This window comes from Diaphorobacter nitroreducens, from assembly GCF_002214645.1.
Taxonomy (GTDB): domain Bacteria; phylum Pseudomonadota; class Gammaproteobacteria; order Burkholderiales; family Burkholderiaceae_C; genus Diaphorobacter; species Diaphorobacter nitroreducens.
Genome location: NZ_CP016278.1, coordinates 3,362,054 through 3,382,770, shown reverse-complemented (window position 1 = coordinate 3,382,770; position 20,717 = coordinate 3,362,054). Strand labels below are relative to the sequence as shown.

The window sequence follows — 20,717 nt, the reverse complement described above, 5'->3', positions numbered from 1 at the left end:
GGTGCAATGGCGGCGTGTACGGGCTTTTGCCCTCCCCGCCATCCCTGCACCATGCCACGCCTGACCTTGCCGCTGCTCCTATGCGCCACGCTGCTGGGCCCCGCCGCCCAGGCGGCGGATGTTGCGGCAACTCCCGCAGTAGACGCCCAGGCCTGCCCCGCCCTGCTGCAGCACACCGTGCCGCGCCTGCAGGACGAGGCGCCGCAGGCCTTGTGCCAATACGCCGGCAAGGTGCTGCTGGTGGTCAACACGGCCAGCTACTGCGGCTTCACCGGCCAATACCAGGGCCTGGAAGAGCTGTACGCGCGCTACCGCGACCAAGGGCTGGTGGTGCTGGGCTTTCCGTCGAACGACTTTGCACAAGAAACCGGCAGTAACACCGAGATCGCCCAGTTCTGCGAAAACACGTTTGGCGTGCGCTTCCCGATGTTTGCCAAGAGCCACGTGAAGGGCGGCGAAGCCCTGCCGCTGTACCGCCAGCTCGCCGCAGCGTCCGCGGGGCAGACGCCACGCTGGAACTTCCACAAGTACCTGGTCAGCCGTTCGGGCAAGGTGGTGGGAAGCTACGGAAGTTCGGTGGAACCCCACAGCAAAGCGCTGATCCAGGCCATCGAGCAGCAACTGGCGGCACCGCGTTGAGGCTTGGTGAAATTTTTTTGAATTTTTTTATGGGTGAGATCTGGAACTTTTTACCATCACCCCCACTCTAGGAGCTAACCGTGGCCGCGAGTCCATCGCGGCGTGATCCGAATAACCGTTTTTAAAGTTGCGAAGCCTTCCAGGCCCGGCCTGGCTGCAACCCTGGGGCGCTTCTCCTCCCTCCCTCTCTTCATTCGTTTCGGGGCGCTTCGCAACTTTTTTTATTCCGCAGCAAAAAGCGCGCACTTCCTCACGGAAGGCGCGCTTTTTCTTTAGGCCCAGTGGGTCGGCGGTTCAGCGCGGCTGGGTGTCGATGAAACTCTGGCGCTGCATCAGCTTGTCCATCAGGCGGGCCAGGTTGGGGTGGTCCGTGCGCCAGGCGATGTCAGGAAAGCGGAACTCCAGCCACCCGAGCGCGCTGCCGACGGCAATGTCCGACAGCGTAAGGTGGATGCCGCTGCAATAAGGCTTGTCGCCCAGCCCCTTGCTCATGGACTGCAGGCTGGCGCGCGCCTTGGCGAGCTGCCGGTCGATCCACGCCTGGCTGCGCTCACCGTCCTGACGGCCGGCCCAGGTGGCCTCCAGGCGCGCGAGGATGGCGGCGTCCAGCAGGCCGTCGGCCAGCGCCTCCCAGGTCTTGACCTCGGCGCGCTCGCGCCCCAGGGCGGGAATGAGCTTGCCCACGGGGGACAGCGTGTCCAGGTATTCCACGATCACGCGCGAATCGAACACCGCCTCACCGCCCTCCATGATCAGGCAGGGCACCTTGCCCAGCGGGTTGGACGCGCTGATGGCCGTGTCGTCGGCCCACACGTTCTCCTCGACGAACTGGTAATCCAGCTTTTTCTCGGCCAGCACCACGCGCACCTTGCGCACGTAGGGGCTCGTATTTGATCCGATCAGTTTCATGGTGGTGTGCAGCGCCTGGGAGGATGGGGTTGGTCGGGTGAGCGCGATTCTAGGGCGGGCGCGCCGGCCGGCCGCAGCCCCTCAGCATTCCAGGCGCCCACCTACAATGACGGCCCATGAGCCTGTCCACCATCACCGCCCTGTCGCCCCTTGACGGCCGCTACGCCGCCAAACTCTCCGCCCTGCGTCCCATCATGAGCGAGCACGGCTACATGCACCGCCGCGTGCAGGTGGAGGTGGCCTGGTTCATCGCGCTGTCGGACGCGGGATTTGCGGAGTTCAAGCCACTGTCCACCGGCGCGCGCGCCTACCTGCTGGGCCTGGTGAAGAACTTCTCCGAGGCCGACGCGAGCGCCATCAAGGACATCGAGAAGACCACCAACCACGACGTGAAGGCGGTCGAATACTGGATCAAGTCCAAGTTCGAGGCCCGCCCCGAACTGGAGAAGGCTGCCGAGTTCGTGCACTTCGCCTGCACCAGTGAGGACATCAACAACACCAGCCATGCGCTGCAGATCCGCTCGGGCCGCGACCAGGTCATCCTGCCGGGCCTGGACCGCATCGTGCTCAAGCTGCGCGAGATGGCCCACCAGTTTGCCGACGTGCCCATGCTCAGCCGCACCCACGGCCAGACCGCCAGCCCCACCACGGTGGGCAAGGAGCTGGCCAACGTGGTCGTGCGCCTGCAGGCAGCCTGCGAGCGCATCGCGGCGGTGAAGATCCTGGGCAAGATGAACGGCGCCGTGGGCAACTACAACGCCCACCTGTCGGCCTGGCCCGACTTCGACTGGGAAGCCTTCAGCCGCAAGGTCGTGGAGACGCCCGAGCCGCTGGGCCTGGGCCTCACCTTCCAGCCCTACAGCATCCAGATCGAGCCGCACGACTACATGGCCGAGCTGTTCGACGCCATCGCCCGCGCCAACACCATCCTGGTGGACCTCTCGCGCGACATCTGGGGCTACGTGAGCCTGGGCTACTTCAAGCAAAAGCTCAAGGCGGGCGAGATCGGCTCGTCCACCATGCCCCACAAAGTCAATCCCATCGACTTCGAGAACGCCGAGGGCAACCTGGGCCTGGCCAATGCGCTGCTCAGGCACCTGTCCGAAAAGCTGCCCATCAGCCGCTGGCAGCGCGACCTCACCGACAGCACCGTGCTGCGCAACATCGGCGTGGCGCTGGGCTACGCCACGCTGGCCTATACCTCGCTGATGACCGGCCTGAACAAGCTGGAGCTGAACGAAGAAGCCCTGGCCGACGACCTCAACACCAGCTGGGAAGTGCTGGCCGAGCCCATCCAGACCGTGATGCGCCGCTACGGCGTGCAGGGCGCGTACGAGAAGCTCAAGGAAGTCACGCGCGGCAAGACCGTGACGGCCGAGGCGCTGCACGCGCTGATCAACGGCCTGGAGATCCCCCAAGCCGACAAGGACCGCCTGCTGGCCATGACGCCGGGCAGCTATACCGGCAAGGCGGCCGAGCTGGCGCGCCGCGTCTGATCCAGCCGGTTTGAGCCTTTTTGCCTGCCCGCGCTTGCCAGTCAAGCGCGGGCAGCTCTCATTTTGAAAGCATCCCATGGCCCTCAAGTCCACCATCTTCAAGGCGAACCTGCAAATCGCGGACATCGACCACGGCTACTACGCCGACCATGCACTCACCCTGGCGCGCCACCCCAGCGAGACCGACGAGCGCATGATGGTGCGGCTGGCCGCCTTGGCGCTGCAGGCCCATGAACTGCAGGACACCTGCCAGGGCGATGGCACGCTGGCGTTCGGCGCGGGCCTGTCCGATCCGGAGGACCCGGACGTATCGCTGACCGACTTCACGGGTCGCAAGCGGTTGTGGATCGAGGTCGGGCAGCCCGAGGACAAGCCGCTGACCAAGGCCTGCAGCAAATCCGATGCGGTCATCGTTTATTGCTTTCACCACGCAGCCGAAGTGTGGTGGAAGGGCATCGAGAACAAGCTCACGCGGCTGGACAAGCTGCAGGTCTGGCGCCTGCCCGCCGACGCCGCCCAGCAGCTGGCGACACTGGCCGAGCGCAGCATGCAGCTGCAGGCGACAGTACAGGAAGGCGGCCTCACGCTGAGCAGCACCCTGGGCAGCGTGCATGTGGAACCGCTGCGCTGGAAGTAACGTGGCGTTTTGAGCAAAAAACACCTCTAGCGCCCGACCAACAAGCGCCACCAGCTCCTGAATAAATAGCAATCTACTGCGGCATCAAGGCGCCGCAATTCCAGCACTGCTCGAAGCCGCCCTCGATCGCCTCGCCGCACGCGTGGCAGCGCCACTGGCGCTGCGGCAGATGCTGGAACTCCCGCAGCAGCGCACGGGCGCGTTCTGCATGTTCGGGGTACGTGAGCCAGATCTCGGGCAGGCACTCTCCTGGCGGCAGGTGGCCCGCCGCCGCGCCCAGATGCTGGCGCTGCACGCTGGCGGGCATGCCGGCCTCGCACAGCAGGTCGCGCCACAGCGTGGCCATGGCGATATCGGGGGCCTGGGTCAAACGCAGCATGCGGCCACCTTAGCCGGCGCGCGCCCCGCCGTAAAGCCGGTCAACCAGCGCCGGGAGCGCCGCCGGCGCAATCGGCGGGGCGCTCAGCCGCACGTTCGGCATAGCGCGTGAAGCGCAGCGCCGCGCCCTCGCGGGTGATGCGCCGCCACACGGCGCGCTTGTCCATCGGGCTCATCGCCAACCAGTGCTGCACCTCGGCAAAGCTGCGCCCGCAGCCCTTGCACCATTCATCCCCCTGGCTGGTGGAGCAGATGGCGATGCACGGTGTGTCGGGCGTGGTCTCATACCAGGCCAGCCACGCCGCCAGCGCCGCGGCGGGCATCTGCTGCGGCGCCACGTCCTCGGCCCGCGCAAACACCATGCGGCCATACACCTCGGCCAGCGCCTCGATTTCCGGCGCCAGTCCCACGCCATCGGGCGATGGGGCGCGGGCGCGCCAATGGTTGATGGCGGCTTCGATATCGGCGACGTGGATGCAGGACATGGCAGGTAGGGGCGCGCCGATGATACCGCCAGTCCCGGTGTGTTCCATGCGCATGGCGGCGGGGTCGCCAGGGCCATTCGCTATGTTTTAACTAGCATGGCAGACATATTCCGTCGCGCATCTGGCAACATTTTCTTCAAACCGCCTTGCGCAAAAAACGCCTGCCGCTTGCGCGCCGCCCTCGTGGCATGTTCCAATCGCAGGTTCGAAGGGGAGTAGCTCCTGACCTCCAAGTCCTGACGGCCATCGGCCCCGGGGTGCGGAGGCTCTCGGTCTGTCGTCAGTACGAAGCGCACCGCTTCCGGCAGCCCGGGCCCGGCATGCGCCACGCATCGCATGCGGGCTGAGCAAGACCTTTGATGGCCCTGCGGGGCTGATCAAGGCCGTCCTTACCTCTTCGCGCGTCGCAACCCACGCGGGTGGACGAGTCCCTGGTCACCGTGCAGTGTCTCTCTTGCGGAGCCGCCCACCGCCACCTACAGTGGCTGCGGGCCTCCTTTCGGTTACTGATAACGAGGACTTTATGGAATTTCTGACTTCACCCGAGTTCTGGGTTGCACTGGGGCAGATCATCATCATCGACATCCTGCTCGGTGGTGACAACGCCGTGGTGATCGCCCTGGCCTGCCGCAAGCTGCCGCCCGCGCAGCGCACCAAGGGCATCATCTGGGGCACGGCGGGCGCCATCATCCTGCGCGTGGTCCTGATCGCCTTCGCGATGACGCTGCTGAACCTGCCCTTCCTGAAAGTGGTGGGCGCCATCCTGCTGGTGTGGATCGGCGTGAAGCTGCTGGCCCCCGACGAGGACGGCCACGGCAGCGTGGCCGAGAGCGACAAGCTGCTGGCCGCCATCAAGACCATCATCGTGGCCGACCTGGTGATGAGCGTGGACAACGTGATCGCCATTGCCGGCGCCGCGCAGAATGCGGGCGACCATTCGCTGCTGCTGGTGGTGCTGGGCCTGCTGATCTCCATCCCGATCATCGTGTGGGGCAGCCAACTGGTCATCAAGCTCATGGAGCGCTTCCCGGTCATCATCACCGCCGGCGGCATGCTGCTGGGCTGGATCGCCGGCGGCATGCTGGTCTCTGACCCCGCGCTGGCCAACCCCGACAAGTGGCAGTGGATGTTCAAGCTGGAGCAGTCCGACACTCTGAAGTACGCCGCCAGCGTGGCCGGCGCCCTGCTGGTGCTGGTGGTCGGCAAGGCCATCGTCGCGCAGCGCGGCAAGACGGCCCCTGCACAGCACGGCTGAAACAGGCCTTCCTGCACACGCACCCATAGGCCCGACAGGAGATCCGCCATGGACAAGGTCATCGTGTATGTGGACGACGCAGCCTACGCGCGGCAAGTCCTGGAGCCGCTGACGGCCCCCGCCACTGCGGGCACGATCCACTGGGTGCTGGTGGCCTGCGCACCGCGCATGACGCACCGCATCAGCAAATGGGTGAGCCATAGCGCACGCGAGAACTGGCGCGCCAAATGGGCGGACAAGCTGTTTGCCCAGCTGCAGCCCTGGCTGCGGGCGGAGGGTGCGCCCATCAGCACGGTACTGGCCAAGGGGCCGCTGCCCGAGCTGCTGGCGCAGCTGCAGGCCGAGCATGGCGCGTGCAGGGTGGTAGACGCCCGTCGCCCCAAGCTGGAACAGGAGGTGAACACCCCGACCGACGCAGCGCCCGCCGCCGCGCCGGTCATCGTGCGCAAACCGCCACGGCGCTGGACGGTGCCCGGCTCGCTCGCCAGCCTGGGCCTGCTGTTCATGCTGGCCGCCGACTGATCGGCACGGCAGGACTCGGCAAAACCACTGTTCAGCCCAGCCGGCCCATCGCGTGCAAGCGCAGATGGGCCGGCTTTTTTTTACACGCTCTCATGCCGCATGCGGCGCGGCGCATTCGCCGGCCCGGTGCTATGCTGCGCGCCATGCGACTACTGCTCAAATGGCTGCTGAGCGCGGCCGCCCTGCTTTGCGTGGCCTACCTCTACAGCGGCGTGGAGGTGCGCAGCTTCGGCGCTGCACTGATCGCAGCCTTTGTGATTGGCCTGTTCAACGTGGTGCTGCGCCCGGTCCTCGTGGTGCTGACGCTGCCGGTGACCATCGTCACCATCGGGCTGTTCCTCTTCGTGATCAACGCGCTCATGTTCTGGGCCGCCGCCTCGGTGCTGGGCGACGGTTTTCAGGTACACGGCTTTACCGCCGCGCTGATCGGTTCGCTGATCTACTCTCTGCTGGGCATGCTGATTGAATCAGCGCTCGGCGGCCTGTTCCTTAAGAAGTGACTCCACGGCACGCAGCCGCGTGTCGATGATCGACGCTTCGATGTAATCCCCGCCGCGCTGCTGCGCCGCGCAAGGTCCTGCCCCGCCTTGAAACGATCCACCGCGGCCGCGTAGTCATAGCGTGCGGCGTGTGCCTCGGCCTCGGCGCGCACGGCGCGCAGGGACTGCCCCTGCTGTTGCCATACCTGCGCCAGCGCTTGCCAGACGGTCGCGTCCCGAGGATGCGTGGCTACCCAGGTCTGCAAGGGCCCCGCCATCTCGCCTGCCGCGCCCGTGCGCAGCAGGGCCTGGGTGCGCAGCAGCATCTCTGGCCGTGCGGGCGCGGGCGCGCTGGGCACACCGCTGCCTTCCGTGACGACGCTGCCCTGCAGGTACGTCAGCGCCGCGGGCGCGTCGCCCGCAGCCAGCTCCAGCTCGGCACCCAGCAGGCGCGCCTGGCGCAACGCGGCAGCATCGGTACCTGCGCTGGACTGCAGCGCACGCAACGCCTTGCGCGCAGCCGCCATGTCGCCCAACTGCACCGCGCTGAGGGTGGCCGCATACCAGGCCGCCACCCGCTGCCGTGCGGGCCGTGCGGCAAAGCCGGCGTCCTGCGGCTCGGCAACCCACTGTCGCCAAGCGTCGACACCGGGGCGCATCAGCACGCGCGCGCGCGCAGCCATCATCAGGTGCTCCAGCGTAGCCTGCGCGGGCTGCGCCGCACCCGGCGGAATGCGGCTGTGCATGTCCGCAATGCGCTGCGTGGTCAAGGGGTGGCTGCGCAGGTAGGGCCAACTGCCGTTGTCGTTGATGCGGTTGGCCTGCTGCAGCTTGTCGAACATGCCCACGAAGCCCTGCGGCGCAAAGCCGGCGGGCGCCATCAGGCCGTAGCCCACACGGTCGGCCTCGCGCTCCATGTCGCGCGAGAAGTTCAGTTGGCTCTGCACGGCCAGCGCCTGCCCGCCCACCATCAGGGCCTGGGCCGCATCGGGGCTGCGGCTCGCCGCCAGCGCGCCGAGGATCAGCGCACCCAGCATCAGCGGCGTCTGCCGCCCCTGCTGCGCGATCAGGCGTGAAATATGGCGCTGAGTGACATGGCTGAGTTCGTGTGCCAGCACCGACGCGAGTTCGTCGCGCGTGCTCACCACACCGATCAGCCCGAGATGCACGCCGAAGTAGCCGCCCGGCAGGGCAAATGCGTTCACCGTACGGTCGCGGCCCAGCAAGATCTCCCAGGCAAAGCGTTCCTCGAGTTCGGGCGACAATTCCCCCCGCGCCTTGGCAGCCTGCACCAGTGGCTGAAACAGGCCCTGCACATACTCATTCAGCACCGCGTCATCGATGTAATCCGGGTCGCGGTACAGCTCGCGGATGATGCGGTCGCCCAGCTTGCGCTCGGCGCTGGTCGTCATCTCCAGGCCATCTCCCAGTGTGGGCAGCGATGGCTGTGCCACCACAGCCGGTGCTTGCAGGGAGCCAAATGCTATAAAAAAAGAAGCTGTCAGCGCTTTCCAGCTGGGCGCTGGGAGCCAATTTTGTAGAAAACCTTGCACACAACTCCTCCACCCGCGGGAACGGGCCGGCCATCAATCGCGGCCATCTGCACATGGCCGTATGATGCCCCGGCCATTGGAATGTTTCGCACCCGGTTGTAAACCCGCCTTATGACAACGTCCCCCTCTCCCCTCACCCACTTCGACGCCCAAGGCCAAGCCCACATGGTGGACGTCGGCGCCAAACCGGCCACGCACCGCGTGGCCATTGCCACGGGCCGCATCGAGATGCAGCCCGCCACACTCGTGCTGGTCGAGTCGGGCACCGCCAAGAAGGGCGACGTGCTCGGCGTAGCGCGCATCGCCGGCATCATGGCAGCCAAGAAGACCAGCGAACTGATCCCGCTATGCCATCCCCTGGCCCTTACCCGCGTGGCCGTGGAGTTCGAACTGCTGCCTTCCGACAGCGCTGTGCAATGCACGGCTACGGTGGAAACCGTGGGGCCTACCGGGGTGGAGATGGAGGCCCTGACCGCCGTGCAGGTAGCGCTGCTCACCGTTTATGACATGTGCAAGGCGGCGGACAAGCGGATGGTGATGACGGGGGTCAGGGTGCTGGAGAAGCACGGCGGGAAATCGGGAACGTTTGTGGCTGCGGAGCGTGACAATGAATAGGTCCTCCGCAGCGCCAATGTCCACTCAGTGAGAGGTTACATCCCACCCTCCAGACGGGAAGCGGGACTTGACCCATGCGGAATATTCCTTGGGGTATGCCGCTCGAAACCGTACCGAGTGGAACCTCGCCTGTTCCATCTCATTCAGAAAAAATGCGCTATCTAGTAACTTCTCCAGCACGCGTGGTTCTGGCGAGAAATGCAGCAGATAGGTCGCAAGTTGGTTAACAACCAGCGCATTATCATTATCGACAGTGAGCGCATTCAACCGCGCAAATAGCGCTTGGTTCTGAAAGAAGACAGTTTTGGAAGCATAGACAAGTGTCTTCTGCCCATCGTGGTTCCCTCGTAGCCCTTCTACACGATGCTCAGGGGGCAAATACGGCTGGCTTACACGCCAGTAGTCACTGAATCCAAAAATACTCGCCCCTAGCATCGCTGCTGCTGCGCCGTAGCGCAACACCTCACCCCGTTTCGTTGGGGCGACGCAAGCCCAACCCTCTGAATTCCTGGTCTTCCACAGCACGTAGATGCAAGCCACGGCGGCAATCTGAAAAGGGCCATACCAGAGTGGGAACTCTACCAAGCTATGCAACGCAAACAGTACCAGAACGCCCCACGCAAGCTGACGGCGCGAATCACGCTCGCGCCAAGGTCTCTCACGTAACACGACAAGCGCAACCAAGGTGCAAAAAAACAATGCGGCGGGGACCCCAAGAGTTACCGCCAGATGCAAAGGCAGATTGTGGGCATTACCCAAGACGGCGCACCACCGGGGGCCTTTGAACAACGTCATGTATTGCGCGTACCGCAGGTCGCCCCAGCCCCATCCCAACCAGGGCTTGGCAGCAATCAGTTCCAACACATTCCCCCACAGCAAGCGCCGGCTACCGCAACTGCCCTCACCATTCTGAATCCGGATCCAGAGACTACGTGCGTCCTCTATGCCGACCTGCGATGCCAAAAGTGGCAGCGCCAACGCTCCCGCAAGATAAAAAGCCAGCACTACGGCATACCACTGGAGCATGCACCTACGGTCCTGGCCTCCCCACAGAAGGATCAACAACAGAACGGCAACCAAATGCACAGTACCAATGCGCGATGCCGTGGCAGCCATGCCGACGGCAATAATGGCACCTGCTACCCCCAAAGCCCAAAAGCGGCCCTGCGAGCGTATTAACCAGCATGACGCCCACAGCCCCATTCCCAGCAAGGTCGCTTGTTGGTTGGGTTGGCCGATGTTGCCACTGGCATAACCCGGCGCCGTATCTCGGATCCATGGCCAAAAGAATTCAAGACGAGCCAAGCCGAAATACTGCAGCATCTCAGGTAACACGCTCAGGGTGGCAGCCCACACCCAGGCCAATGCCAGCAGCCGAGTAACCTCACCCTGAGGCCACAGTGCCAACAGCAGTGCTGCCACCCCTAACGAAAAAAGCCAGGGCATGGCTTCGGCATAAGGACCAAATGTCAGGGGCCACAGCCATGGGCTGATCAGTAACAATACGACTACTATTTGTCGTACACGGTGTTGCATATTCATTGTCGGCTACCACCCATCGAGCGGGAGAAAGCCGCTGGGTTCACCAGATTTTCGTTCCACGAGAACCACCCAATCCGGGGAGCTTGCTTTCTCGGCCGACAGCGGCAGATAGCCGACCTGCTGAGGCTTCAAACCATGCTTCAGAAGTGCCGCGTTCACAAGCTCCCGATCATCAGGATGCTTCGCTAGGAGGTTCTCCAGCGGTAGCAACGCGGCGCGTACCGCATCCACTTGATTGTCATAAGGCACCCAACGCTGGGGACGAAACGCGGAATGCAAACCAGCCAGAGACAACTGCACGCTCGCCGGAAAGTCCCTGTCTGTCTCTTGGCTGACGCGCACGCCTATCCACTGTGGGCCCGTAAGAGGCAGCGACTGAAACTCCGGTCGCGCGAGCGGTAGAGACTCCTTGTCCACGTCCGCCGCACTGACCAGCCGATAGCGGCTTCCCTCGTACGCCAGAAACACCGGCCGAGCCTGCGCCATGCTATGGAGCCCGTAGCCCAGGGCCAGCAGTTGCAGCAACACGATCGCGCCGATGTCCGTCACCAGAGCTCTGCGCGACTTTTGGCGATCAAACACCAAAAATGTCAGCAGGGGACCGCAAATTACGTCTACGAGTACGATGTAGCGCAGCAAATCACGGCCGCCCGCAAGCTGGTCATAGGGTGATGGATACCAGACCCCAAAAACCAGGGAAGCTGCCAGCAACGCAATCAAGGCGCTACAAGCCAGATGGAACAAGGCAGGCTTTACAGCCTCATGAAAACGCGAACGCCACTGCATGTTAAACGGATAATAAAAAGAGCGCCGCAGCGCTCTTTTAGGGCGAATGCCGGCAGCTTACTTGCACTCAGAGGGCGCGAAACGAGCCGCCAGGGTGCCGGTTTGCGTACCAACGAAGGAGCCCGCCTGCGCGCCGGCAACCATGCAACGCCAAGCGACCGATTGTGCAGGAGGCGTGAAGGGATCAACACCCGAAGGCAGAGCCGAGCCTGCCGGAGCGTTGGGAGTGATGATCACGGTGCCAGCACCTGCCGCAGCAGTGGTCGAGACAGTAATTCTGCCGGTCGTGGGATCAATACCCACGCTAGCCACGTTGCGCGTTGCCGCAGGAGCCGTATAGCCCGTTGCATACCCACTGGCGTCGTCTTGCGGGTTACCGGAGGCCAGCACGTCCTGCACGTTCACTTTGGCGGCAGAAGCCATCACCAGACCTTCCGACACGCGAGCGCGCACGGTGTAGTCTTGATAAGCAGGCAGTGCCACAGCAGCCAGAATACCGATGATGGCTACCACGATCATCAGTTCGATCAGGGTGAAACCCTGTTGGAGCATACGCTTCATAAATTCCTCCTCGGATTAGATAGTTAGCCCCCCGCAGAAAAGCCCGCGGGTTGGCTACAAGGGAGCAGCTTTCGTGCCACTCCTTATTTGAAACTAAATATTTCTTTCGCCACAATTGAACCGAGGGAAGTACGCACACCCCTCCTAAACGGTCTGCACAAACATCACAAAACGACACATTTGTCGCGCACAAATGTTCAGTTACCGATTCGCGCTTTGCACGAATTCCATTTCCGTGCTGGCCAAAGCGATCCGATCGCCATTCTTGAGAGCGACAGGCCTATCGCTCACAGGCTCGCCATTCAACAGGGGGACACCCCCGCCTTCCACATGCGCCAACACGAAGCCGCCATGTCGCTTCGTGATGGACGCTACGGCCACTCCAGGTTTTCCAATAGTAGTGACGACTTTTGCAAGGGCTACTTCGCGGCCCGCCGCAGGGCCTGTCATCACCCGCACGGAAGCCGTGATTGCTGCGAGTGCCGGTGCAGGCGCTGGAGTCTCCGGCCTGAAGGGCGGCAGCATGCCGGGCTTGAAGACCATCGTCTTCTCATAGTCATGACCAGGCTCTTCGTGCAGGAAGCGGATCTTGTATTTCCCCAATTCCACCGTATCGCCGTTGCGCAAAGGCTGTCGCTTGATGGCCTTGCCGTTGACATAGGTGCCGTTGGTGCTGCCGAGGTCCTCCACTTCCACATCATCCCCAATCATGAGGAAGACCGCATGTTCACCACTGACGGCAAGGTTGTCGATGACCACGTCGTTGTAGGGGCGGCGGCCTACCGTTGTGCGTTCCTTGGTGAAGGTAACTTCCTTGATGACAACTCCATCGATCGACACGACCATTCTGGGCATGATCACTTTTCCTTATCCAAACAACTTAGCTAGTAGAGGGAAGTAGCAATTTCCGGGCACAGGCAAATGAAGCCCTGGCGGTCGGGCTGAGCTTGGCGGAAGGGTCACGAGGTGCGCAGCAGGCGCGCCATGAGGCCGCCGCGTTTTTTGGCGTCCTGAGCGAGTTGCGTTTGCGCCAGCACTACGCTGATGTTGTCCCGCCCTCCCATGGCGTTGGCCATGGCCACCATGCGCGCCGCTTTATCTTGTAGCGCAATGGGCATCCGCGCCAGTTCGGCCAAATCTTCGTCACTCAACATATCCGTCAGGCCGTCGGAGCAAAGAATGAACAAGTCACCGGGCTCGACAGGAAATTCGTTGATTTCTATGTGCACGGACACATCCACCCCCAGCGCCCGTGTAACCAGGTTGCGCTGCCCCGAAACGGCTGCTTGTGCCGGCGTGAGCAGTCCCAGGTCGATCTGCTCCTGCAACCACGAGTGGTCGCGCGTGATCTGCCGCAAGAGGCCCTCGCGCCACCGGTAGCAGCGCGAATCACCGATGTGGCCGAGAATGAGCCGGTCGTCACGGAACACGCCGACGACCAGCGTGGTACCCATTCCCAGGTACTGCGGGTTGGACATCGAGGCACCGAGGATCGCGTGGTTCGCGTTGTCCACGCAGGCCTCTAGTGCATGCCGTACATCCGAAGGTGATGCCGCGGAGCCGTCGCCTTGCAGCCAGCGGACCATCTCGGTGCCGATGTAGGTGATCGCCATCCCGGCAGCCACCTCGCCCGCGTTGTAGCCCCCCATGCCGTCGGCCAGGATGACCATCTGCGCCGTCTCATGGATGGCCACAGCGTCTTCGTTGTTGGAGCGCACCCGCCCCGTGTCCGTCAACGCGCAGAATTCGTAGCTCAGCATCGGCAGAGGTTTCATAAGAGACTCCCGCGAGACGCCTCACGCGAAGGCGCTTTACATGCGGTTGAGGAGGGCATCGCTGCATATCCCTCACAACCGGCATTGCGGGACTGCGCATCATAGTCGAGGCGCACGGGGCGACAGGTCCGTCATGATGTTGAACGCATGCAAGCCAGGCCCGTTGACGTGTGTTGCAAAAGAGGCCCTACGCAGCCCCTTCGCCTGCCATTTTTGCTACTTCAAGTACATGTCCGTCAGGTCGCGGCACATTCCCGTCGCACTAACGCGCGCCAGCCTTTTCAGGCCTGCCGAGGTTCGCCGCGGGATTGCATCAGCTTGCCCACCATCACCACCAGCACGGCGCCCGCTATGGCCGCTATGTAGTGGAGCCACGGATGACCCATCGCGTAATCGTGAAGCAAGTTGTCGTTGACGATGGTCTCGCCTCCCACCCAACCGATCAACGCGGCCCCCAGCGTGACGATGACGGGAAAGCGTTCCATGAGCTTGATCATCAGGGTGGAGCCGAAGATCACCAGCGGTATGCTGATGGCCAGCCCCAGGACGAGCAGCACCATGTTCCCCTGGGCAGTGGCGGCGACGGCTATGACGTTGTCCAGGCTCATCACCAGGTCGGCAATCAGGATGGTGCGGATGGCCGCGAACATGCCCCCTGCGGATTTGGATGCGCCGTCATCTTCCTCTTCGCCCGTGAGGAGTTGATAACCAATCCACAGCAGCAGACAGCCCCCGACGATCTGCAGGAAGGACAGCTCCAGCAGCTTGGCCGCCACTACCGTCAATACGATGCGCAACACCACTGCCGCGCCGGAGCCGAACATGACGGCCTTCTTCTGCTGCTGCGGAGGCAGCGAACGCGCCGCCAAGGCGATGACGACAGCGTTGTCGCCCGACAAAATGATGTTGATCCAGACGATCTTCACCAGGCCGATCCAGAAATCGGCATTGCTCAAGTACTCCATTGATGGCTCCAGTGTTATGAATCGAAAACGCCAGCCTGGGTTAACCAAGCTGGCGTTTCTTTTGTGTTGGAGCTAGACAGTGTAGAGAGGGTAGACCCTCTCGCGCGTGCGTAATTTTGCGTAACCTGGCGTGCTACACCGCGCCACGCTCGCGGATTACAGCAGGCCCTTGAGCAGACGAGCCATCTCGGAAGGATTGCGGGTAATGGTGAAACCGCACTCTTCCATGATGGCCAGCTTGGCGTCGGCTGTATCGGCGCCGCCGGAGATCAGCGCGCCCGCATGGCCCATGCGCTTGCCCGGAGGAGCGGTCACGCCGGCAATGAAGCCCACGATGGGCTTCTTCATATTGGCCTTGCACCAGCGGGCAGCTTCTGCCTCGTCGGGGCCGCCGATCTCGCCGATCATGATCACGGCGTCGGTGTCAGGATCGTCGTTGAAAGCCTTCATCACGTCGATGTGCTTGAGGCCATTGATCGGGTCGCCGCCGATGCCGACGGCGGACGACTGGCCGATGCCCAGTTCGGTCAACTGTGCCACGGCTTCGTAGGTCAGCGTGCCGGAACGGCTCACCACGCCCACACGGCCCTTCTTGTGGATGTGACCGGGCATGATGCCGATCTTGATCTCGTCCGGCGTGATCAGGCCAGGGCAGTTGGGGCCCAGCAGCAGCGTGCGCTTGCCGCCGGCGGCTTCCTTGGCCTTCATCTTGTTGCGCACTTCAAGCATGTCGCGCACGGGAATGCCTTCGGTGATGCAGATCGCCAGGTCCAGGTCGGCCTCGACGGCTTCCCAGATGGCGGCGGCCGCGCCTGCGGGCGGCACGTAGATCACGGAGACGGTAGCACCGGTTTCCTTGGCGGCATCCTTGACCGACCCAAAGATTGGAATGTCAAAAATCTTCTCGCCGGCCTTCTTGGGGTTCACACCCGCCACGAAGCAGTTCTTGCCGTTGGCGTATTCCTGGCACTTTTCCGTGTGGAACTGACCGGTCTTGCCGGTGATGCCCTGGGTGATGACCTTGGTGTCTTTGTTGATGTAGATCGACATGTTTTATCTCCGGGCCTGCTTAACGGACGGCTTCGACAATCTTCGTGGCGGCTTCCGCCATGGTGTCGGCGCTGATGATGGGCAGGCCGGACTCGGCCAGCATCTTCTTGCCCAGCTCTTCGTTCGTGCCCTTCATGCGCACGACCAGCGGCACCTGCAGGTTCACGGCCTTGCAGGCGGTGATCACGCCGGTGGCGATGGTGTCGCACTTCATGATGCCGCCGAAGATGTTGACCAGAATGCCCTTGACCTTGGGGTTCTTGAGCATGATCTTGAAGGCTTCGGTGACCTTCTCGGGGGTGGCGCCGCCACCCACGTCCAGGAAGTTGGCCGGCTCGCCGCCAAACAGCTTGATGGTGTCCATGGTGGCCATGGCCAGGCCCGCGCCGTTCACCAGGCAGCCGATGTTGCCGTCCAGGGAGATGTAGGCCAGGTCGAACTTGGAGGCCTCGACTTCCGCCGGATCTTCCTCGTCCAGGTCGCGCAGGGCCACGATTTCCGGGTGGCGGAACAGCGCGTTGGCGTCGAAGTTGAACTTCGCGTCCAGGGCCATCAGGTTGCCCTTGGAGTCGCAATTCAGCGGGTTGATCTCGACCAGGGACGCGTCGGTGTCCATGTAGCACTTGTAGAGCTTGGCGAACAGGTCCACCGCCTGGTCCACCGAAGCACCCGTCAGGCCGATGGCTGCGGCCACCTTCTTGGACTGCTCGGGCGTGATGCCGGTCAGGGGATCGATCATCTCGGTGATGATCTTCTCGGGCGTGGAGTGGGCCACTTCCTCGATGTCCATGCCGCCTTCGCTGGAAGCGATCAGCGCCACTTTCTGCGTGCCACGGTCGGTGACCAGAGACACATACAGTTCGTTCTTGATGTCGGCGCCATCTTCAATGTACAGGCGGCGCACCTTCTGCCCTTCAGGGCCGGTCTGGTGCGTGACCAGTTGCATGCCCAGGATCTCGCTGGCGCGTGCCTTCACGTCATCAATGGTCTTGGCCACCTTCACGCCACCGCCCTTGCCACGGCCACCGGCGTGTATCTGGGCCTTCACGACCCACACGGGGCCGCCGAGCTTTTGTGCGGCTTCCACGGCTTCTTGCACCGTGAAAGCGGGGATGCCACGCGGGACGGGCACGCCGAAACTGCGCAAGATTTCCTTGCCTTGGTATTCGTGAATCTTCATGAGGTCTCTCTCAGGGGAAGGATGGTGTTTGTACCCGTTCTGCCGAAGAGCGGAAATACAGCCGCATGCTCGGGAATGGCAGCCGGTAAATGTATCATGCTGCGACGCACCATTGATGTGGATATAACTTACGCCCCCGGCCCCCTCCCTGGGCCGGCCCTTGCAGGAGCTACTCGATGTCCAAGGTCTTTATTGATGGCGAGGCAGGCACCACCGGCCTGCAAATTCGTGAGCGCCTGCAGGCCATGCCCCAGGTGGAGTTGGTCAGCATCGCCCCCGAACTGCGCAAGGACGCCGCCGCCAAGCGCGCACTGATCGCCGGTGTGGACCTGGTCGTGCTGTGCCTGCACGACGATGCCGCGCGCGAAACAGTCGCGCTGGTGGACGCCATCACTGCCGAGACCGGCCGCGCCATCAAGATCATTGATGCCTCCACCGCCCACCGCACGGCGCCGGGCTGGGTGTTCGGCTTTCCCGAACTGGCACCCGGCCAGGTGGATGCCGTGCGCAGCGCCACGCGCGTATCCAACCCCGGCTGCTATGCCACCGGCGCCATCGCCCTGCTGCGCCCGCTGGTCGACGCCGGCCTGGTGCCCGCCGACCACCCACTGGCGCTGCCGTCGGTGAGCGGCTACTCCGGCGGCGGCCGTACGATGATCGAGGCCTATGAGCAAGGCCAGGCGGCGCCCTTTGAGCTGTATGCGCTGGGCCTGTCGCACAAGCACCTGCCCGAGATCCTGAAGTACACCGGGCTCACGCGCCGCCCGATCTTCATCCCCTCGGTGGGCAACTTCCGCCAGGGCATGCTGGTGCAACTGCCGCTGCATCTGGACCTGCTGCCCGGCCAGCCGAAGGCGGCGGACCTGCACGACGCACTGGCGGCCCATTACGCCAAGAGCAATACGCCCGAGCAGTGGGTGAAGGTGCTGCCGCCCACCCAGGACGGCAAGCTCGATGCCCTGGCGCTCAACGACACCAACCAGTTGGAACTGCGCGTGTTCGCCAATGAGAGCTACCGCCACGCCGTGCTGGTGGCGCGCCTGGACAACCTGGGCAAGGGCGCGAGCGGCGCCGCGGTGCAGAACCTGCGGTTGATGCTCGGGCTATAACATCAAAAAATATAGCTGCCTGCGCTTATTTCATCCAGGTTTCAACGGAAAAATCCTTTGAAATGGATGTACAGCAAGCGGAAACAGCTCATTTTTATATAGCAAACACGTACCCGTACCGCGCCGGCTGATCCGCCGAGCGGTCAAGGCCGCGCGGCAAGCCCCCGCCCCGAAGGCGGGCACCGCAAAGCGCTGGCGGCGCTGCTTTCAGGCCTGCCCCACGCGCTGGAACAGCCCGCCGGGCAGGCGCGCCACACGCCCCTCCAGTTCCAGTTCCAGCAGCCGTACTTGCAGCGTGGCGGCATCCAGCCCGGTGCGCGCCACCAGTGCGTCCAGCCCCAGCGGATCGAACCCCAGCGCATCCAGCACACATTGATACGACGGCGCGAGGGGCTCCTCGGGTGCGGGCTGTTCCGCAGGGATGGCGGCTGCCGGCGCATGCCAGCGCAGTTCTTCCAGTACGTCCTGCGCCGACTCCACCAGCTTGGCGCCCTGGCGTATCAGCGCGTGGCAGCCACGCGACTGGGGCGCGTGGATGGAGCCGGGTATGGCGAACACCTCGCGCCCCTGCTCGGCCGCGAGCCGCGCGGTGATCAGCGAGCCCGAGGCCAGCGCCGCCTCCACCACCAGGGTGCCCTGCGACAGGCCGGAGATGATGCGGTTGCGCTTGGGAAAATTGGCCGGCAACGGCGGCGTGCCCAGCGGGTATTCGCTGACCAGCAGGCCGTGGCGTGCGATGCGGTGGGCCAGCTCCTTGTTGGCACGCGGGTACACCCGGTCCAGCCCGGTGCCCACGATGGCAATGGTGGCGGGCGCGGCGCCGTCGGGCGGATCGATCAGCGCGCCCTCGTGCGCCGCCGCGTCGATGCCCAACGCCAGGCCCGAAACGATGCACAAACCCGCCTCCCGCAGAGCGCGTGCGAACTGCCGCGCATGGTCCGCCCCCTGGGCCGTGGGGTTGCGGCTACCCACCATGGCCAGGCTGTGCGCCGGCGCGAACGGCGCGCCGCCCTGCACGAACTGCGGAGCACCCAGCAGGTACAGCAGCAGCGGCGGATCCTCGGTGGCCAGCAACGCAGGAGGATAGGCCTCGTCACCCAGCGTGACGATGCCGTGCGCCGGCTGCGCGGGCGCCCGCCCGTCCAGCAGCCACTGCCACGTCCGCTCGGTCAGCGACTCCAGCTCCTCGGGCACGCGGGCGAGCGCGCGCGCCTGCGCGGTGGTGACGCAGGACTGCCAGTCCCTCTCGCCCTGCGCAAAGATGTTCTGGGGAAGGCCGAACGCGGCCAGCAGCCTGCGCGCGGCACCGTTGCCCACGCCAGGCGTGAGCGTCAGTCGCAGCCAGGCGGCCAGTTCGTCGCGTTGCATGCGCGGTGACAAGGCGGGGGAGCGGCCGCCCGCAGGTGGCGGCGCCCGGGGCTTACTCGGGGTTGACCAGACGGTCGCCCACACGCACCGCCTGCTGCGACTGCAGGATCAGGGCGTAGGACACGCGGTCGAACGTGAGGAACACCATCGCCACGCCATTGCTCTCGCTGGGCAGGCGCACCATGGCGCGCTGCTCGTCGGTCTTGTCCTTGAAGCGCTCGCCCTTGGTGAGCAGCTGCAGCACATGGCCGGCTTCCATGCCGTCGCGCGTACCGCGGTTGATGGTGATCACCTGGTTCTGGCCGGCGTTGGCCACGGCCGCGCTGCCGTAGATCGATACCACGCTGGCATCCACGGGGCCCAGCGGTGCCCGCGGGGTGTAGCTGTTGAAGCTGCGCTGTGGTGCGGGCAGCAGGCGGTCGCCGGCGCGGATCTCTTCCTTCGCGCCCCTCAGGTCCACCGTGGCGGGAACGATGTCCACCGCTGTGCCGTCGGCTTGCCCCTCCAGCACTTCCCCCCGGCCCTCGCTGGAACTCTTGCCCCGCGCTACATCGCTCTGGGGCACGGGAGTGGTAGTTTCACTGCGCACCAGTTCGGCGCGGCCGACATACTGCGCTTCGTAGCCCAGCACCTCACCAGTGTGCGGATCCTTCAGCGGAATGGCGTTGCGGAACACACGGTACTGGCGCGGCACGCCAGGCGCCATCACGAGGGGGCTGCCTTCAGGGCCGCGCACGTAGGCGCGGTCGCCGTTGGCCATGATCATGCGTTCGTCGCGCGTGGCCACGATGCGCGGGGCCTGCTGCAGCGTGAGCTCGTCCACCACCAGAGGCTCGACGAGGAAGGGTTCGATCAGGTGCGGTTTGAGCGTGGGCAGCGCCGTGCCGGCCAGGCTGTCATAGCGCGTGCGCGGCGACACGCGCACGGTCTCGGGTGCGCCTTTGCGGCTGGTGCTCAGGCGGGCATAGCCGTCCGCCTTTTCCAGGTACAGCGTCTGGCCCGGGAAAATCAGGTGCGGGTTGGGAATGGACTGCAGATTCATGCCCCACAGCTCCGGCCAGCGCCAGGGGCGCTTCAAATACATACCGGAAATACCCCACAGCGTGTCTCCGCGTTTCACCACGTAGGTATCGGGCGCATTGGCGGCCAATTCGGACAGGGGAACGCCGCGTGAGGCCACCTGCTGCGCGGTGGCGCGCTGCTCGGAGGTAATCGGGTAATTCTGGGCCTGCGCCGCCGGTGCCATGGCGGCACCCGCCAACAAAGCCAGTGCGCCGAGCGCCGTCACGCGCATACGGGCCTGAGCCGCCATATTGTTCCTCGTGTCATTCATTGGAAAAACGCCCCTCTCGCTGCGGTGCAGTTAATTGTTTTACAGAAGAAACTGCCGCGAATACATTACAAACCATTTGA

21 protein-coding genes and 1 pseudogene are annotated in these 20,717 nt (G+C 64.0%); 8 read left to right on the top strand and 14 right to left on the bottom strand.

Features of this window, described 5'->3' with window-relative positions; genetic code table 11:
- The first annotated feature begins 51 nt into the window (after window positions 1-51).
- Window positions 52-639: a glutathione peroxidase gene (locus BA022_RS15850; RefSeq protein WP_041836126.1), complete on the top strand. Its 588-nt coding sequence runs from the start codon at window positions 52-54 to the stop codon at window positions 637-639.
- Window positions 640-933: 294 nt separating this feature from the next.
- Here BA022_RS15850 and BA022_RS15845 read toward each other — a convergent pair whose 3' ends face one another.
- A complete protein-coding gene (locus tag BA022_RS15845) occupies window positions 934-1,548 on the bottom strand; it encodes a glutathione S-transferase family protein (protein WP_011807108.1) in 615 nt (204 codons plus the stop codon).
- Window positions 1,549-1,664: 116 nt separating this feature from the next.
- On the opposite strand from BA022_RS15845, the gene purB reads away from it, so the two are divergent.
- Both purB and BA022_RS15835 read left to right on the top strand, forming a co-directional pair.
- Window positions 1,665-3,044: an adenylosuccinate lyase gene (purB, locus tag BA022_RS15840; protein ID WP_088888083.1), complete on the top strand. Its 1,380-nt coding sequence runs from the start codon at window positions 1,665-1,667 to the stop codon at window positions 3,042-3,044.
- Window positions 3,045-3,120: 76 nt separating this feature from the next.
- Complete coding sequence (locus BA022_RS15835; RefSeq protein ID WP_011807110.1) at window positions 3,121-3,681, top strand: YaeQ family protein; 561 nt, start codon at window positions 3,121-3,123, stop codon at window positions 3,679-3,681.
- Between the two features lie 73 nt (window positions 3,682-3,754).
- Here BA022_RS15835 and BA022_RS15830 read toward each other — a convergent pair whose 3' ends face one another.
- On the bottom strand, window positions 3,755-4,060 hold the full coding sequence (locus BA022_RS15830) for a putative signal transducing protein (RefSeq protein WP_011807111.1): 306 nt from the start codon (window positions 4,058-4,060) through the stop codon (window positions 3,755-3,757).
- Window positions 4,061-4,100: 40 nt separating this feature from the next.
- Window positions 4,101-4,544 carry a DUF3717 domain-containing protein gene (locus BA022_RS15825; RefSeq protein ID WP_088888082.1) on the bottom strand — a complete coding sequence of 148 codons (444 nt, stop codon included), beginning with the start codon at window positions 4,542-4,544 and terminating at the stop codon, window positions 4,101-4,103.
- A 523-nt stretch (window positions 4,545-5,067) separates the two neighbouring features.
- On the opposite strand from BA022_RS15825, the gene BA022_RS15820 reads away from it, so the two are divergent.
- The 3 genes from BA022_RS15820 (at window position 5,068) to BA022_RS15810 (ending at window position 6,821) form a co-directional block, all read left to right on the top strand.
- A complete protein-coding gene (locus BA022_RS15820) occupies window positions 5,068-5,799 on the top strand; it encodes a TerC family protein (protein WP_011807113.1) in 732 nt (243 codons plus the stop codon).
- 48 nt (window positions 5,800-5,847) lie between these two features.
- Window positions 5,848-6,321: a hypothetical protein gene (locus tag BA022_RS15815; RefSeq protein WP_088888081.1), complete on the top strand. Its 474-nt coding sequence runs from the start codon at window positions 5,848-5,850 to the stop codon at window positions 6,319-6,321.
- Window positions 6,322-6,464: 143 nt separating this feature from the next.
- Complete coding sequence (locus tag BA022_RS15810; RefSeq protein WP_041836445.1) at window positions 6,465-6,821, top strand: phage holin family protein; 357 nt, start codon at window positions 6,465-6,467, stop codon at window positions 6,819-6,821.
- On the opposite strand, the pseudogene BA022_RS15805 reads toward BA022_RS15810, so the two are convergent.
- Window positions 6,789-8,353: pseudogene (locus tag BA022_RS15805) on the bottom strand (M48 family metalloprotease). The gene BA022_RS15810 and the pseudogene BA022_RS15805 overlap by 33 nt on opposite strands.
- A gap of 111 nt (window positions 8,354-8,464) precedes the next feature.
- On the opposite strand from BA022_RS15805, the gene moaC reads away from it, so the two are divergent.
- Window positions 8,465-8,968 carry a cyclic pyranopterin monophosphate synthase MoaC gene (gene moaC / locus BA022_RS15800; protein ID WP_088888080.1) on the top strand — a complete coding sequence of 168 codons (504 nt, stop codon included), beginning with the start codon at window positions 8,465-8,467 and terminating at the stop codon, window positions 8,966-8,968.
- Between the two features lie 24 nt (window positions 8,969-8,992).
- On the opposite strand, the gene BA022_RS15795 is transcribed toward moaC, so the two are convergent.
- The 8 genes from BA022_RS15795 to sucC form a co-directional block, all read right to left on the bottom strand.
- Window positions 8,993-10,471, bottom strand: coding sequence for a PglL family O-oligosaccharyltransferase (locus BA022_RS15795; protein WP_187305977.1), 1,479 nt, complete (start codon window positions 10,469-10,471; stop codon window positions 8,993-8,995).
- Window positions 10,472-10,516: 45 nt separating this feature from the next.
- Window positions 10,517-11,296, bottom strand: coding sequence for a TfpX/TfpZ family type IV pilin accessory protein (gene tfpZ, locus BA022_RS15790; RefSeq protein WP_148665186.1), 780 nt, complete (start codon window positions 11,294-11,296; stop codon window positions 10,517-10,519).
- 57 nt (window positions 11,297-11,353) lie between these two features.
- Window positions 11,354-11,857 carry a pilin gene (locus tag BA022_RS15785; RefSeq protein WP_088888077.1) on the bottom strand — a complete coding sequence of 168 codons (504 nt, stop codon included), beginning with the start codon at window positions 11,855-11,857 and terminating at the stop codon, window positions 11,354-11,356.
- Between the two features lie 201 nt (window positions 11,858-12,058).
- The gene (locus tag BA022_RS15780) at window positions 12,059-12,712 is read right to left on the bottom strand and encodes an FHA domain-containing protein (protein WP_088888076.1); all 654 of its coding nucleotides are present in this window, start codon (window positions 12,710-12,712) and stop codon (window positions 12,059-12,061) included.
- Window positions 12,713-12,816: 104 nt separating this feature from the next.
- Complete coding sequence (locus BA022_RS15775) at window positions 12,817-13,632, bottom strand: Stp1/IreP family PP2C-type Ser/Thr phosphatase (protein ID WP_088888075.1); 816 nt, start codon at window positions 13,630-13,632, stop codon at window positions 12,817-12,819.
- Between the two features lie 281 nt (window positions 13,633-13,913).
- The gene (locus BA022_RS15770; RefSeq protein WP_088888074.1) at window positions 13,914-14,597 is read right to left on the bottom strand and encodes a TerC family protein; all 684 of its coding nucleotides are present in this window, start codon (window positions 14,595-14,597) and stop codon (window positions 13,914-13,916) included.
- A gap of 156 nt (window positions 14,598-14,753) precedes the next feature.
- Window positions 14,754-15,647 (bottom strand): succinate--CoA ligase subunit alpha, encoded by an 894-nt coding sequence (gene sucD / locus BA022_RS15765; RefSeq protein ID WP_011807127.1) that lies wholly within the window; start codon window positions 15,645-15,647, stop codon window positions 14,754-14,756.
- Between the two features lie 19 nt (window positions 15,648-15,666).
- Window positions 15,667-16,827, bottom strand: a complete 1,161-nt coding sequence (gene sucC / locus BA022_RS15760; RefSeq protein WP_011807128.1) for an ADP-forming succinate--CoA ligase subunit beta — start codon at window positions 16,825-16,827, stop codon at window positions 15,667-15,669.
- 176 nt (window positions 16,828-17,003) lie between these two features.
- Between sucC and argC the strand changes: the two genes are divergently transcribed.
- Window positions 17,004-17,936 (top strand): N-acetyl-gamma-glutamyl-phosphate reductase, encoded by a 933-nt coding sequence (gene argC / locus BA022_RS15755; RefSeq protein WP_088888073.1) that lies wholly within the window; start codon window positions 17,004-17,006, stop codon window positions 17,934-17,936.
- A gap of 207 nt (window positions 17,937-18,143) precedes the next feature.
- Here argC and dprA read toward each other — a convergent pair whose 3' ends face one another.
- Together dprA and BA022_RS15745 are read right to left on the bottom strand one after the other, a co-directional pair.
- Complete coding sequence (gene dprA / locus BA022_RS15750; protein WP_088888072.1) at window positions 18,144-19,304, bottom strand: DNA-processing protein DprA; 1,161 nt, start codon at window positions 19,302-19,304, stop codon at window positions 18,144-18,146.
- A gap of 52 nt (window positions 19,305-19,356) precedes the next feature.
- Window positions 19,357-20,616 (bottom strand): LysM peptidoglycan-binding domain-containing protein, encoded by a 1,260-nt coding sequence (locus tag BA022_RS15745; protein ID WP_228403629.1) that lies wholly within the window; start codon window positions 20,614-20,616, stop codon window positions 19,357-19,359.
- Window positions 20,617-20,717 lie beyond the last annotated feature (101 nt).

What these genes read in the sequence shown, in the direction of transcription:
- BA022_RS15815 (WP_088888081.1), top strand. Translation starts at nt 5,848, where the DNA reads ATGGACAAGGTCATCGTGTATGTGGACGACGCAGCCTACGCGCGGCAA.
- argC (WP_088888073.1), top strand. Translation starts at nt 17,004, where the DNA reads ATGTCCAAGGTCTTTATTGATGGCGAGGCAGGCACCACCGGCCTGCAA.
- BA022_RS15825 (WP_088888082.1), bottom strand. Translation starts at nt 4,544, where the DNA reads ATGTCCTGCATCCACGTCGCCGATATCGAAGCCGCCATCAACCATTGG.
- BA022_RS15770 (WP_088888074.1), bottom strand. Translation starts at nt 14,597, where the DNA reads ATGGAGTACTTGAGCAATGCCGATTTCTGGATCGGCCTGGTGAAGATC.
- tfpZ (WP_148665186.1), bottom strand. Translation starts at nt 11,296, where the DNA reads ATGCAGTGGCGTTCGCGTTTTCATGAGGCTGTAAAGCCTGCCTTGTTC.
- moaC (WP_088888080.1), top strand. Translation starts at nt 8,465, where the DNA reads ATGACAACGTCCCCCTCTCCCCTCACCCACTTCGACGCCCAAGGCCAA.
- purB (WP_088888083.1), top strand. Translation starts at nt 1,665, where the DNA reads ATGAGCCTGTCCACCATCACCGCCCTGTCGCCCCTTGACGGCCGCTAC.
- BA022_RS15745 (WP_228403629.1), bottom strand. Translation starts at nt 20,616, where the DNA reads ATGGCGGCTCAGGCCCGTATGCGCGTGACGGCGCTCGGCGCACTGGCT.
- BA022_RS15780 (WP_088888076.1), bottom strand. Translation starts at nt 12,712, where the DNA reads ATGCCCAGAATGGTCGTGTCGATCGATGGAGTTGTCATCAAGGAAGTT.
- BA022_RS15810 (WP_041836445.1), top strand. Translation starts at nt 6,465, where the DNA reads ATGCGACTACTGCTCAAATGGCTGCTGAGCGCGGCCGCCCTGCTTTGC.
- BA022_RS15785 (WP_088888077.1), bottom strand. Translation starts at nt 11,857, where the DNA reads ATGAAGCGTATGCTCCAACAGGGTTTCACCCTGATCGAACTGATGATC.
- BA022_RS15835 (WP_011807110.1), top strand. Translation starts at nt 3,121, where the DNA reads ATGGCCCTCAAGTCCACCATCTTCAAGGCGAACCTGCAAATCGCGGAC.
- BA022_RS15775 (WP_088888075.1), bottom strand. Translation starts at nt 13,632, where the DNA reads ATGAAACCTCTGCCGATGCTGAGCTACGAATTCTGCGCGTTGACGGAC.
- sucD (WP_011807127.1), bottom strand. Translation starts at nt 15,647, where the DNA reads ATGTCGATCTACATCAACAAAGACACCAAGGTCATCACCCAGGGCATC.
- sucC (WP_011807128.1), bottom strand. Translation starts at nt 16,827, where the DNA reads ATGAAGATTCACGAATACCAAGGCAAGGAAATCTTGCGCAGTTTCGGC.
- dprA (WP_088888072.1), bottom strand. Translation starts at nt 19,304, where the DNA reads ATGCAACGCGACGAACTGGCCGCCTGGCTGCGACTGACGCTCACGCCT.
- BA022_RS15820 (WP_011807113.1), top strand. Translation starts at nt 5,068, where the DNA reads ATGGAATTTCTGACTTCACCCGAGTTCTGGGTTGCACTGGGGCAGATC.
- BA022_RS15830 (WP_011807111.1), bottom strand. Translation starts at nt 4,060, where the DNA reads ATGCTGCGTTTGACCCAGGCCCCCGATATCGCCATGGCCACGCTGTGG.
- BA022_RS15845 (WP_011807108.1), bottom strand. Translation starts at nt 1,548, where the DNA reads ATGAAACTGATCGGATCAAATACGAGCCCCTACGTGCGCAAGGTGCGC.
- BA022_RS15850 (WP_041836126.1), top strand. Translation starts at nt 52, where the DNA reads ATGCCACGCCTGACCTTGCCGCTGCTCCTATGCGCCACGCTGCTGGGC.